Genomic DNA, 12,286 nt, shown 5'->3' on the forward strand with positions numbered 1-12,286 from the left:
AAGGCCCCGGCCGGCCCCACCCCCCCGGACCGGGCCGCCCGCCCCCCCGCCGGCCGCCCGCCAGTGGACCGCGCTGGGAAACCGGTCGGCGACCGGCCGTCGGCGGGGCGCCCGCCGGCAGGCCGGGCCGCACGGCCGCCCGCCGCCCGCGACCGCGCCGCACCGGCCCAGGTCCGACCGCGCCCGCCGCCACCGCGCCGCCACCAGTCGCACCGGGGCGCGAAGGTCGCGGTCGGGCTGGTGTCCCTGCTGGTCATGAGCCTCACCGGCTACGCGTGGGCGGCCATGCAGGGCCTGGTCAACGGGCTCACCACCACGGACGTAATCGACGCGAACCAGCCGGCCGACGGCGCCCGCGACATCCTCCTGGTCGGCATGGACAGCCGGACCGACGCGCAGGGCAACCCGCTGCCGGAGGACCTGCTCCCGCAGCTCCGCGCCGGGGTCGCGGACGGTGAGGAGAACACCGACACGCTGATCATGGTCCACATCCCCAACGACGGCAGCAAAGCGGTCGCGATCTCGCTGCCGCGCGACTCCTACGTCACCATCCCCGGCTTCGGCAAGCACAAGATCAACTCCGCCTACGCCAGGGCGAAGGCCGCGGAGCGCAAGAAGCTGCAGGACGAGGGCGAGACCGACGCCAAGTCCATCGAGGTGCAGAGCAACCAGGCCGGGGCGAAGACCCTCATCAAGACCGTCGAGCAGCTGACCGGCTCGACGATCGACAACTACGCCTCGGTCAACCTGCTCGGCTTCTCCGAGATCACGCAGGCGATCGGCGGCGTGGACGTGTGCCTCAAGGAGAACGTCAACGACCCGTACTCGGGCGCGAAGTTCACCAAGGGCCAGCACACGATCTCCGGTGTCGAGGCGCTGGAGTTCGTCCGCCAGCGGCACGGCCTGCCGCGCGGCGACCTGGACCGGGTCGTCCGCCAGCAGGTGTTCATGGCCGGCATGGCGCGCAAGGTGCTCTCCGCGGGCACCCTCGCCGACCCGGGCAAGCTGAACGGCCTCACCGAGGCGATCAAGAAGTCCGTCGTGCTCAACCAGGGCTGGGACATCATCGGCTTCGCCCAGCAGATGAAGGGCCTCACCGGCGGGCAGCTGGAGTTCCGCACCATTCCGGTGGTCAACATGGACTACAGCACCCCGGAGGACGGGCAGGCGATCCAGGTCGACCCGGACGAGATCCGCGAGTTCGTCCAGGGCCTCACCGCGCCGGCCGGGTCCACCCAGCCCGCCGAGACCGGGGCGGCGAAGTCGGCGATCACTGTGGACGTCCGAAACGGAACCGGCCGCGCGGGGCTCGCCTCGACGGTCCTGCAGAGCCTGACCGGCAAGGGCTTCACCGGCGGCCAGACGTCGAACACCACCTCGCGCAAGTCCACCGTGGTCCGCTACCCGGCAGGCGGCCAGGAGGCGGCCCAGCAGGTCGCCGACGCACTCGGCTCGGGCGCGACGATCGAACCGGACCCGACGGTCACCAGCGGGCACGTCGTCGTGCTGATCGGCAGCGACTACTCGACCACCCCGTCACGGGTCGTCCAGCAGGCGGCCGCGGCGCAGCCCACGACCCAGGCCCCGGCGCCGGGCAGCGACGAGCCGATCACCGCCGACGGCGTCACCTGCGTCAACTGACCACACCGTCCAGCCCACCCCGGGTTAGCCCGATCGGCCTAATAACGGCGGTCAAACGAAACGGTCTGGGCAAAGTCGCGTAAGGAACCCGCACTCAGCGACTTACATACCCGTGAACACCGCTGGAGTTCGACCGGACGTGCCAGAGCAGGGGTGCGGCACGACGCGTGGTCAAGGCAGGGGACGGGGAGTGCGCATCGACAATGACCTCTACCAGCGAATCCTGGGGGAGGAACTTCGCAAGCTGCGTCGGCGACGGGGCTGGACGCGCAAGGAACTGAACCAGCACCTGCAGAGCGACATCTCGCTGCAGACGCTGGCGACCTACGAACTGGGCACGCGGCAGTGCTCGGTGGTGCGGCTCGTGGAGCTGTGCATCGCGATGGACGAGCTGCCGCAGGACCTGCTCGCCCGCGTGCACCGCCGCGTGTTCGCCGACGAGCCGGGCAAGGTGCGGCTGGACCTGACGCGCATCGTCGCCGACGAGCGGGCCGAGCTGCTGCCGCTGCGCCGGTGGGCGGAAGACCGACTGCGCCAGCCCGGCGCCCCGGGCGAGGTGCGCCTCGACCGGTCGGCGATGTCGTGGATGGCGCAGCTGTGCGGCCTGACGGTCCCCGAGCTGCTGGACCGCCTGCGCGCAATCTCCGGCGTGGAGGACGACTGACCACGAAGGAGCGGCACACGATGCCACCTCGCCGGCGAGCGGAAGCCACGGACCGGGAGTGGTTGCTACGACGGAGATCCCGGGCAAGCGCCCCGGAGGAGATGGCCGCTCCCGCCGGGGCGGCAACGCCGCCGGGGTGACAAGCCGCCGGACCGGCAACCCGCCGGCCAGCCAACCGCCGGGGCGGCGAGTCGCCGGGGCGGCGCGTCGCCGGGCGATCCGGTGGCGATGAACCGTCACCGGCGCAGCCGGTGGCCTCCCGCCTCCGGCGCGGCCAAGCGTCGCGAAGCGCGGCCACACGCGGCGAACCGTGGCCAAACGCGACGAGGCGCGGCGCCCATCGGCACGCCGCGCCTCGCCACGAATCAGTGGTGTCCGACCAGCTCGAAGTCGGACGGGCGGAGCTTGCGCGTGTTCAGCCAGTACCGCCACGTGAAGCCGGGCCAGATGGTCCGGTTCACGCCCTTCGCGTCGAGGTACCAGCTCTTGCAGCCGCCCTGCGTCCACACGCCCTTGGCCAGCTTGTGCTGGATCTCGGCGTTGAACCGCTCCTGCACCTCCGCCCGCGGCTCCAGCGCACCGGCCCCGGTCCGCTCGACCAGCCGGATCGCCTCGGCGACGTACCGGATCTGCGACTCGATCATGAACACGACCGAGTTGTGCCCCAGCCCGGTGTTCGGCCCGAGCAGGAAGAACATGTTCGGGAACCCGTTCACCGTGATCCCCAGGTGCGTCCGCATGCCCTCGCTCGCCCACTCCTTGTTGAGCTTGCGGCCCTCCACCCCGATGATGTCGAGGTTGTCGAACGCGTCGGTGACGTGGAAGCCGGTGCCGAAGATGATCGCGTCGACCTCGTGCTCCACGCCGGCCGTGTCGATCACCCCGGTCTCGGTGACCTCGGCGACGCCGTCGGTGATCACGTCGACGTTGTCCCGGTTCAGCGCCGGGTAGTAGTCGTTGGAGATCAGGACCCGCTTGCAGCCCATCACGTAGTCCGGCGTCAGCTTCGCGCGCAGCGCCGGGTCGTCGATGTGCCGGTCGATGTTGGACTTCGCGAGCTTCTGCGCGACTTTCATCAGGCCCTGGTGCCCGTTGAACCCGATCGCGCGGGCCTCCAGCATCCAGTACAGGAGGTTGCGGTAGGCGCGCTGCGTGCCGGGGATCTTCGCGAACACCGCCTTGGCCCAGTCCGGCATCGCGTGGTCCGGCTTCGGCATGACCCAGGCCGGCGTGCGCTGGAAGACGTGCAGCCGCTCGACCTCGGGCGCGATGGCCGGGATGAACTGGATCGCGCTGGCACCCGTGCCGACGACCGCGACGCGCTTGCCGCGCAGGTCGTAGTCGTGGTCCCACTGCGCCGAGTGGAAGGTCCTGCCCCGGAACCGCTCGATGCCCTTGAGGTCGGGGATCTGCGGCAGGTGCAGCGCGCCGACGCCGTTGACCAGGAACTGGCCGCTGAACGTGTCACCGTTCTTCGTCGTAACGTGCCATCGGTTCTCGTCGGGGTCCCAGCGGGCGCCGGTCATCTCCTGGCCGAACCGGGTGCGGGCGTAGAGGTCGTACTTGCGGGCCACGCCGCGCAGGTAGTCCCAGATCTCCGGCTGCGGCGAGAACGAGCGGCTCCAGTTCGGGTTCTGCTCGAAGGAGAACGAGTACATGTGCGACTGGATGTCGCACGCGCAGCCCGGGTAGGTGTTGTCGCGCCAGGTGCCGCCGACGTCGTCCGCCTTCTCCAGGATGACGAAGTCCTCGCGGCCCTCCTTGCGCAGCTGGATCGCCATGCCCAGGCCGGAGAACCCGGTGCCGACGATGATCACGCCCGTTCGCGTGTGCTCTGCCATGTACCTTCCTCCACACTGAGCATTAGGTGTTACCGCGAGTCCATCTTACTCGGAGTAGGTTACCTCCGGTAGAGTCAGTTTCATGACCGGGCCGACCCGCCGCAAACGCATGCCGAGAGCCCAGCGCGAACGGCAGATGCTCGAGGTCGCGGAGGCGGTGTTCGCCGAGCGCGGGTTCGCCGCGGCGTCGATGGACGAGATCGCCGAGCGCGTCGGCGTGTCCAAGCCGATGCTCTACGAGTACTTCAACTCCAAGGAAGGCCTGCTGCTGGCGTGCGTCGCGCAGGCCAGGGCCGAGCTGCGCGAGGTGACCGAACGCGCGGTGGCCGGCGAAACGGACGCCCGCGAGGCGCTGCGCAGCGGGCTGCGGGCGTTCTTCGTGTTCGCCCGGGAACGCCGGCAGGGCTGGTCGCTGCTGCGCCACGAGCTGGCCCTGATCGGCACGTCGGCCTCCGACGCGCTGGAGGACACGAGGCGGCAGCAGACCGACCTCATCGCCAAGCTCATGGCGCAGTACTTCGACGCGGGCGAGACGGGGCACCTGCTGCTCGAGGCGACGGCGGAGCTGGTGGTCGGGGCGAGCGAGCGGCTGGCCATCTGGTGCGAGCAGCACGATGAGGTGACACCCGATATGGCTACCGACCTCGCCATGGAGGTGCTGTGGGCCGGACTGGGCCTTCGCGCTCAGTGATCGGACGTACTCGCAGCTCGTTGCTCCATATGGCCGTCACGCATCGCACATTTCCGCCCAGAACTTGTCACGCAGAGTTCTGTTGATGTATCGATAGAAGCTGACAGAGCGTTAAGCAAATGGCGGCAGAAGCACGCCCGATCGGATGAATGCGATCGGCGTCATGAAGAGGCTTCGGATTGCTCCCTCAGTGTGGAGTTGCAGCCGAGAGCGGCAGGGGTGTGAGACTCATGGCGGTACCGATCACGGCGATCTACGTGCCGGAGGACGACGACTGGGCGGTGACCGTGACCGGTCAGGGCAAGAGCCTGACGGCGCGGGCGCCCGGGATCATCGCGGCGCGGGACCGGGTCGACCAGTTCGTCGAGGAGCTGGGCGCGGAGGCGAAGGGGGCCACCGTCGTCCACCTGCTCAACGGGAGTGCGCTGGAGTTCACGGCGGCGTACATGACCGCGCGGCTGTCCCGGCCGGAGCCGGCGCCGATCGAGGTCCCGGAGCCGGCCGCGCCAGCGGAGGGGGCGGCGACGGCGGAGGCACCGGCTGAAGTACCAGAGCAGCCGGCGCCCAAGCCGGACAAGAAGCCGAAGGCGAAGCTGACGGCGAACATCGGGGACGCGCTGACGACCGCGAAGCCGGCGGCGCCGCAGCCCGCGGCCGCCTCGGCGATCAAGGTGACCGCGGCCGCGAGCACACCGGCCGCGCGGGCCTGAGCCCTCAGCGGAAGAGCTCGCGCACCAACGCGCCGCGAGGAGCACGCCAGCCGCGATCAGCGGAAACTTGACCTTGGGGTCGTCGAGCTCGGCGCGCAGGGTCGTCTTACGGCGCCGCGGCCCCTCGGCGTGACCGTGGCCGCGACAAGCACACCGGCCGCGATCAACGGCAACTTGACCCTGACCTTCGCTCACCGGGTCGTCGCGCGGTGCCGGAGCCGCGGCCACCTCGTCGAACAAGGTGACCGCGGCCGGTCGCCCGGGCCTGAGCCCTCAGCAGAACAGCTTGCGCACCAGCAGCGCCGCAACGAGCACGCCGGCCGCGATCAACGGAAACTTGACCTTGGGGTCGTCGAGCTCGGCGCGCAGGGTCGTCTTACGGCGCCGCGGCCCCTCGGCGTGACCGTGGCCGCGACAAGCACACCGGCCGCGATCAGCGGAAACTTGACCCTGACCTTCGCTCACCGGGTCGTCGCGCGGTGCCGGAGCCGCGGCCACCTCGTCGAACAAGGTGACCGCGGCCGGCCGCGCGGGCCTGAGCCCTCAGCGGAACAGCTTGCGCACCAGCAGCGCCGCAACGAGCACGCCGGCCCCGATCAGCGGAAACTTGACCTTGGGGTCGTCGAGCTTGGCGCGCAGGGTCGTCTTGGCGTTGTCGGCCAGCCGCTTGGGGCTGGCCTTCTCGCCCAGCTGGTCCAGCGTCGACGCGAGCGCTTCGCGGGCCTTCACGATCTCCCGCTCGATGGTGTCCGGGTCGCGAGCCACAGGTCCTCCTCACCTTCGCAGGGCACAACCGTAGATCACCGCCCCCGGCGGGCGGCACCGGCCACGCCGTACCGGGCCCGGGCGCTAGGCTGGGGGCGTCGGGGCCCGTAGCCCAATTGGCAGAGGCACATGGTTTAGGTCCATGCCAGTGAGAGTTCGAGTCTCTCCGGGCCCACTCACCGGCACCATCGCGCAGGTCACTCGTCCCCGGCGAGGGCTTGCGCGACGCTGAGGCTGTCCTCGTAGACGTGGTACCGGGTGATCAGCCCGTCCTCCACCGTGAGGTGCACGGCGCACCGCGCGGTGTAGGGCTGGTCCGTGGCCCGCACGGTGTGCTGGATCTCGCCCAGCACGACCGCGTCCCGCCCCTCGACGAGGACCTGGAACTCCGCCACCGCCGCACGGGTGCCCGCGTCGCCACCGGTGAACTGGTAGTCCCGCCGGATGCCGCCGTTCTCGCCCAGAACGAGGAAGACCAGACCGGATCACCGCCGTCCGCGGGCACCATGTGCGTGGGAACGTGACGGCGTCGTGGTGGGCCACCGCGTTCCGGGCGTGGACGAAGACGAACCCGCCCCCGGCGACGAACTGTTCGTGGGCGTCGGGGCCCGGAGCGCGGCAACGGCCGCGCGCCGCCGTCCGGGGTCGGACTCGTTCTACGGCGCGACGAGCGGCTCCGCCGCGTAAGCGCGGTGCAGTAGCTCCACAAAGGACTCCGGCGTGCCCAGCTCCACGTCCTCGATGCGGCTCACCGCCACGCCCGGTGTCCACGAGTTCATCACCACCGCTCCCCGCAGCGACGACAAATCAGGAACTGTCACGACCTGCGAGCGCTGCGCCACGCCGAGCCGGTCCAGCTGGCGTCGCAGGATTCCCATCGTGACGCCGCCCAACATCGGCCCCTCCGGCCACACCACCGCTTCCCCGTCCCAGAACGCCAGGTTCCAGATCGACGCCTCGGTGAGCCGGCCGTGGCGGTCGACGAACGCCGCGTCGTCGAAGCCGCGCTTGGTGGCCTGCTTCGGGTAGTACGTCTTGGCCACCTCGCCGACGTGCTTGATCGCCGGCAGGACCCGCTCGTACTCGAACGTCGCCAGGCTCAGCGGGCCCGCGGGGCCGTCGGTGGCCGGTCCGGTGCGGACCAGCACCCCGGGCTCGGCGTCGGCCGTCGAGAACTCCGGCGAGTACACCGTGGCGACCAGGGAGACGTCCGCCGGCCCCTCCGTCAACGCCGCCCGCAGGTAGGCGGTCACCGCCTCGTCGGGCAGTGCGGTGCCGAACATCTCGACTGAAGCGTTGCGCAGCCGGGCCAGGTGCAGGTCGAGGCCGCGGATCCGGCCGCCCCGCACCTGCATCGCGGTGAAGTGCGCGTATCCGGCGAAGGCGAGCGGCGCCAGGTCCTCGCTGGTCGCCGCTCGCCCGTTGCGATGAACGACGAAAGTGCTCATGCACCGCACGTTAGGCCTTCACACCGGTGTGAAGGTCAACTACCGGTCCCAGGGCCCGGTGATCGCGAACACGTGGCCGGGGCTCTGGATGCAGGCGAACAGGATCCGCCCGTCCTGGCTGAACACCGGACCGGTGAACTCGCTGTCGTTGAGGTCGTTGCGCGCCATCGGGTACGACTTGCCGTCCTTCGTGACACCCACCAGGTGGCTCAGCCCCTCGCCGTCCTCGGCGAGGATCAGGCCACCGTGCGGGGACACGGTGATGTTGTCCGGCCCGTCGTAGTTCGTGTCGGCCTCCGGGTCGGGGTTCACGCCGTAGATCGTCTTCAGCTCGATCGTCTCGGAGCGCGGGTCGTAGAACCACACCTGGCCGTCGTGCTCGTTGACGCTGCCGTCGCTGATCCGCGCGTAGCTGGCGACGAAGTACGCCCCGCCGTCGCCCCAGTAGGCGCCCTCCAGCTTGCGGCTGTGCGTCACCTGGCCGGGCGCGAACTGCTTGCGCACCGACACGGTCCGGGCGTCGCGATCGGGCACGTCGACCCACCGCACCTTGTACCGGGTGCCCGGCGTGGTCGCCTCGGACAGGTCGCCGATGTGCCTGCTGCCCTTGAACGCGCTCATCGCCTGCAGCTTGCCCGCCGTGTCGCCGCCCGCGGACAGCCCCTGCGCCCGCAGCGCGCCCTTGCCGCCGCGGAAGCCCTTCGGCGGCAGCCACCGGAAGTACAGGCCGTTCGGGCCGCTCGCGTCCTCGGTCAGGTAGATCTCGCTGGTCTTCGGGTCGACGGCGACGGCCTCGTGCGAGTAGCGGCCGAGGAACTTCAGCGGGACCGGTTCGAGGTTCGCGTCGCGGTCGAAGGCGTCCACCTCGAACACGTAACCGTGGTCCTTCTGGAACACGCCACCGGCGCGCTGCTCGGTCTCCTCGCAGGTCAGCCAGGTTCCCCAGGGGGTCTCGCCGCCGGCGCAGTTGTTGTGCGTGCCGGCCAGGCTGACGTACTCGCTCTTCCGGTTGCCCTCGTGGTCCACGACGATGGTCGTGGTGCCGCCGCCTGCGCCGGGGTCGTAGGTGAGGCCGGGCAGCGCGGGTGTGCGGTGCGGCTCGCTGCCGCCGATCTCGTGGTTGTTGATCAGCACGAAGTCCCGGCCGCGGCGGAAGCACGCCATGCCGTCGGGATCGCTCGGGGTGAACTGGCCGGTTTCCAGCTTGGTCACGCCGGACTGGGCGATCACCTGGTACCGGAAGCCCTCCGGCAGCGCCAGCAGGCCGGCCGGATCGTCGACGAGCGGGCCGTAGCCGGCGCCGCGGGTGACCTGCGCGGCCGCGGCAGGCGCCGCGATCGCGTCGACGCTGCCCGCGACGATGATGCCCAGACCGCTCGCCGCGCCGGTGCGCAGCAGATCACGCCGGGAAAGTGAAGCCATGCCGACCTCCTGTGGTGGGAACCGTGCCAAGGATCAAAACCGCCGATTCCGACCCCGGCGGGGCCCGCGGACGACACCCAGGCGAACGGAGGGCGAACGGTTCAGGCGAGCCGCTCGTGCGGGTAACGGTCGCGGATGCACGCCTGGAAGTAGCGGCCCTTGCTCTCCGCGGCCAGCAACGCGCGGTAGATAGCGCTTTCCACGCCCAGGTACCGGTAAATGCCGTGGTGCAGGAATTCCACCTCGAGAATGCGCCGCGCCGCGTCGTACCCGACCGACGCGAGCGCGCTCGAGGAAACCGGATGGCGGCGCACTAGGGGCGACCCGTTTCGAGCAGGTCCTTCAACCGGCGCAGATCGTGGCGGTTCGCGCGTGCCATCGCCGCGCGCAGCACGCGGGCGCCGGCTTTCGCGAAGCCGCTCGGCTCACCGCGGTTGCGCAGGACCATGCGCGTGTGGTCCTCGTCCACGGATTCCCAGGTGTAGGTGGTTTCCATCGGGAACGGGCCCTGCGCGGTGCGCATCACGAGCCGTTCGCCGGGCGCGAGTTCGACCACCTCGTAGGTGTACCGCAGGGTGCGGCCGAGAAACCGCGCCACGAAACCGATCCGGGAGCCCTCGTGCAGCGGCGGCCGGGTCTCCCATTCGATGTCCAGGATGTTGGCGTACCACTCGGGCGCGTTCGACGGATCGCCCGCGTAGGCAGCCACCGTTTCCCGCGGGCGCGCGATGACGATTTCAGTGCGCACGTCGACCGGCACGAATTCGAGGGTAGGTCATCCGAGCCGTTTTTCGAACCACAGACCGCTGTGCGGATCGTCGCCGTAGTGGGGAATTTCCGAGTAACCGCTCGTACGGTACATCTGGATGGCCTCGGACAGCTCGGGGTGCGTGCCGAGCCGGACCGCGGACATCCCACGGGCCAGCGCCGCGCCCTCGAGTTCGGCGAGCAGGCGGCGGCCGAGGCCGAGACAACGGACGTCGCGGTCGAGCCAGACGTGCCGGATCTCGCCGATCCCCGGTTCGAACGTACGCAGCGCGCCGCACCCCACGGCGCGGCCGTCCTCGCGGGCGAGGAGCAGGACTCCCCGGTCGCCGCGGATCTCGCCGGGCGCAACCAGATCCGCGGTGTCGAACCCCTCCGGGAACCGGGCGTCGAGTTCGGCCGCGTAGGCGTGCAGGCAGCGCCGGCCGTCCGAGGACTCCGGATCGGCCGGGCCGATCGTGATCGCGGCCAGGCGGAGCAGGCGGTCGGCGGTGCCCATCGCGTCGATCAGGCGCCGGCGCTGGTCGCCGTGGGACGCCCTGCTCGCCGAGGACGTCGAGCTGAACCAGCCGATGGTGCCGCCGACGCGAGGCAGGCGGGCGTGGGGACGGGAGGCCGAGCGGCTGCTGGGCTTCCTGCCGGACCTGCGCGGCGAGGTGCTGTCCTGGGCGGGCCGGGAGGACCGGCTGTTCATCGAGCTGCGGCTGAGCGGCACGCTGCGCGGCAAGCCGCTGGCCTTCCGCGCCGTCGACGAGCTGTGGCTGAACGCCGACGGCTGGGTGACCCGGCGGGACTCCTTCTTCGACTCGATGCCCGTCGCGCGGGCCGTCGCCGCGAGTCCCGGCGCGTGGCTCGCCTGGTGGCGCTCCGGGCTCGGCCCGCTCACCGGCCGGCGGCGGTTCCAGCGGTGATCCCGGTGGCCGGAGCACCCCGGCCACCGGGAACCCGTTACGCCGGCACCGTGAAGACCACCACCGGCGCCGACGTCGGCCGCTCGGAGCCGCCGGCCGGTTCGACGGTCACCGCGACCGTGCGCACCCCCGCCAGGCCGGTGAACATCAGCGGCGCCCCGGTGGTCCCGGCGTGCCCCATCACACCGGCCGAGCGCGGACCCGACGCGTCGATCGTCCACGCCTGGTAGGTCACGTCCGCCGGCTGGTCCGGCATGCCGGACATGGTCAGCATCGCCCGGTCCCGGCTGGGCGACACGACCAGCCGCGCCTCGCCGGCGATGCCCGCGTCCGTGCCGGACACCGTCCGCACGTCCGGCGCCGACAGCAGCTCCGTCAGCGCCGCGTACTGCGCCTGGGCGGTGTCGAGCTGCCGCTCGGCCCGCACCGCGAGGACTCCGCTGACCGCGGCGACCGCGATCGCGATCACGGCGGCCGCGGCGAGCAGGCGTGTCGTCCAGTTCCGGGAACGCGTCGCCGTCCGGCGGGCCGGTGGTTCCTGCCGGACCTGGCGCACCTGCTTCAGCACGCGATCCCGCAGCGCCGGGGGCGGTGTCTCGGACACCGCGGCACCCAGCCGCGCCGTCGTCGCGCGCAGCTCGGCCACCTCGCGCTCGCAGTCCGGGCACTCGGCCAGGTGCTCCTCGAACCGGCGCCGCTCCAGCTCGTCGAGCGCGTCGAGGGCGTAGGCGCCGGTCAGCATGTGGACGTCCGGGTTCACCGCGTCACCCCCAGGCAGTCGCGCAGGCGGATCAGGCCGTCCCGCATCCTCGTCTTGATCGTCCCCAGTGGACTCTGCAGCAGGTCCGCGACCTCGGGGTAGGTGTGGCCGCCGTAGTAGGCGAGCATGATCGACTCGCGCTGCAGCTCGGTGAGGCCGTCCAGGCAGCGGCGCACCTGCTCCCGCTCCAGGCGGGCGGTGACCGCCTCCAGCACCTCGTCGAACTCGCGTCCCGGCGCCGTCGCCCCGGCCCGCTGCTCGCGGTCGGTGCGCGCCTGGGCCGACCGCACCCGGTCGACCGCGCGGCGGTGCGCGAGGGTCAGCGCCCAGTTCAGCACGCTGCCCTGCGCGCTGTCGTAGCGCGCCGCGGTCCGCCACAACTCGACCAGGACCTCCTGCGCGACCTCCTCGGACTGGGCGACGTCGCGCACCACGCGCCGCACCACGCCGAAGACCGGGCCGGCGACCACCTCGTAGAGCTGCTCGAACGCGGCCTCACTCCCCCGCACGACCTGGGCCATCAGGTCCTCGGGCGACGGGCCCGCGGGGCCCTGGGCGGCCGGGCGTATCGCCCGGACCGAGTCGTCCATCCCGTCATCCTCCCTCACGCCGACAGATCGTGTTCGGAGCGAACGCGGGACCGGATGGGTCGGATCACTGGTTGGATG

At 71.2% G+C, this 12,286-nt stretch carries 16 protein-coding genes and 1 tRNA gene; 6 read left to right on the forward strand and 11 right to left on the reverse strand.

What is annotated here, in order from left to right:
* Both D0D28_RS12420 and D0D28_RS12425 read left to right on the forward strand, forming a co-directional pair.
* Positions 1–1,641, forward strand: a 1,641-nt coding sequence (locus tag D0D28_RS12420) for an LCP family protein (RefSeq protein WP_430732385.1), incomplete at its 5' end; no start/stop codon positions are given.
* A 190-nt stretch (positions 1,642–1,831) separates the two neighbouring features.
* Positions 1,832–2,305, forward strand: a complete 474-nt coding sequence (locus D0D28_RS12425; RefSeq protein ID WP_094006079.1) for a helix-turn-helix domain-containing protein — start codon at positions 1,832–1,834, stop codon at positions 2,303–2,305.
* Between the two features lie 365 nt (positions 2,306–2,670).
* Here D0D28_RS12425 and D0D28_RS12430 read toward each other — a convergent pair whose 3' ends face one another.
* On the reverse strand, positions 2,671–4,146 hold the full coding sequence (locus D0D28_RS12430; RefSeq protein WP_094006078.1) for a flavin-containing monooxygenase: 1,476 nt from the start codon (positions 4,144–4,146) through the stop codon (positions 2,671–2,673).
* Between the two features lie 136 nt (positions 4,147–4,282).
* Here D0D28_RS12430 and D0D28_RS12435 point away from each other — a divergent pair, with 136 nt between their 5' ends.
* Both D0D28_RS12435 and D0D28_RS12440 read left to right on the forward strand, forming a co-directional pair.
* On the forward strand, positions 4,283–4,837 hold the full coding sequence (locus tag D0D28_RS12435; RefSeq protein WP_094006192.1) for a TetR/AcrR family transcriptional regulator: 555 nt from the start codon (positions 4,283–4,285) through the stop codon (positions 4,835–4,837).
* 230 nt (positions 4,838–5,067) lie between these two features.
* Positions 5,068–5,547, forward strand: coding sequence for a hypothetical protein (locus D0D28_RS12440; protein ID WP_094006077.1), 480 nt, complete (start codon positions 5,068–5,070; stop codon positions 5,545–5,547).
* A 273-nt stretch (positions 5,548–5,820) separates the two neighbouring features.
* On the opposite strand, the gene D0D28_RS36725 is transcribed toward D0D28_RS12440, so the two are convergent.
* Both D0D28_RS36725 and D0D28_RS12455 read right to left on the reverse strand, forming a co-directional pair.
* Positions 5,821–6,057, reverse strand: coding sequence for a hypothetical protein (locus D0D28_RS36725; protein WP_240323188.1), 237 nt, complete (start codon positions 6,055–6,057; stop codon positions 5,821–5,823).
* Positions 6,058–6,090: 33 nt separating this feature from the next.
* On the reverse strand, positions 6,091–6,312 hold the full coding sequence (locus tag D0D28_RS12455; RefSeq protein WP_094006076.1) for a DUF3618 domain-containing protein: 222 nt from the start codon (positions 6,310–6,312) through the stop codon (positions 6,091–6,093).
* A gap of 101 nt (positions 6,313–6,413) precedes the next feature.
* On the opposite strand from D0D28_RS12455, the gene D0D28_RS12460 reads away from it, so the two are divergent.
* A tRNA-Leu gene (locus D0D28_RS12460) sits at positions 6,414–6,487 on the forward strand.
* A 22-nt stretch (positions 6,488–6,509) separates the two neighbouring features.
* Here the strand turns inward: D0D28_RS12460 and D0D28_RS12465 are convergent.
* The 6 genes from D0D28_RS12465 to D0D28_RS12490 form a co-directional block, all read right to left on the reverse strand.
* Complete coding sequence (locus tag D0D28_RS12465; protein ID WP_240323189.1) at positions 6,510–6,707, reverse strand: nuclear transport factor 2 family protein; 198 nt, start codon at positions 6,705–6,707, stop codon at positions 6,510–6,512.
* A gap of 261 nt (positions 6,708–6,968) precedes the next feature.
* Positions 6,969–7,760, reverse strand: coding sequence for an aminotransferase class IV family protein (locus D0D28_RS12470; RefSeq protein WP_116110688.1), 792 nt, complete (start codon positions 7,758–7,760; stop codon positions 6,969–6,971).
* A gap of 39 nt (positions 7,761–7,799) precedes the next feature.
* Entirely contained in the window at positions 7,800–9,182 is a 1,383-nt protein-coding gene (locus D0D28_RS12475) for an alkaline phosphatase PhoX (RefSeq protein ID WP_116110689.1), read from the reverse strand.
* Between the two features lie 101 nt (positions 9,183–9,283).
* On the reverse strand, positions 9,284–9,496 hold the full coding sequence (locus D0D28_RS12480; protein ID WP_094006072.1) for a KTSC domain-containing protein: 213 nt from the start codon (positions 9,494–9,496) through the stop codon (positions 9,284–9,286).
* Positions 9,496–9,942 (reverse strand): SRPBCC family protein, encoded by a 447-nt coding sequence (locus D0D28_RS12485; RefSeq protein ID WP_116110690.1) that lies wholly within the window; start codon positions 9,940–9,942, stop codon positions 9,496–9,498. Before D0D28_RS12485 ends, D0D28_RS12480 begins: the two co-directional genes overlap by 1 nt.
* 15 nt (positions 9,943–9,957) lie before the next feature.
* Positions 9,958–10,446: a GNAT family N-acetyltransferase gene (locus D0D28_RS12490; protein ID WP_116110691.1), complete on the reverse strand. Its 489-nt coding sequence runs from the start codon at positions 10,444–10,446 to the stop codon at positions 9,958–9,960.
* Between D0D28_RS12490 and D0D28_RS12495 the strand changes: the two genes are divergently transcribed.
* Complete coding sequence (locus D0D28_RS12495; protein WP_240323190.1) at positions 10,439–10,858, forward strand: nuclear transport factor 2 family protein; 420 nt, start codon at positions 10,439–10,441, stop codon at positions 10,856–10,858. The genes D0D28_RS12490 and D0D28_RS12495 overlap by 8 nt on opposite strands.
* Before the next feature lie 37 nt (positions 10,859–10,895).
* Here the strand turns inward: D0D28_RS12495 and D0D28_RS12500 are convergent, their stop codons facing one another.
* Both D0D28_RS12500 and sigK read right to left on the reverse strand, forming a co-directional pair.
* Positions 10,896–11,618, reverse strand: coding sequence for an anti-sigma factor (locus D0D28_RS12500; RefSeq protein ID WP_116110692.1), 723 nt, complete (start codon positions 11,616–11,618; stop codon positions 10,896–10,898).
* Positions 11,615–12,208, reverse strand: coding sequence for an ECF RNA polymerase sigma factor SigK (sigK, locus tag D0D28_RS12505; protein ID WP_116110693.1), 594 nt, complete (start codon positions 12,206–12,208; stop codon positions 11,615–11,617). The genes D0D28_RS12500 and sigK overlap by 4 nt, the downstream gene beginning before the upstream one ends.
* Positions 12,209–12,286 lie beyond the last annotated feature (78 nt).

Origin of the sequence: Amycolatopsis ruanii, from assembly GCF_003385175.1 — a bacterium.
GTDB lineage: Bacteria > Actinomycetota > Actinomycetes > Mycobacteriales > Pseudonocardiaceae > Amycolatopsis_E > Amycolatopsis_E thermalba.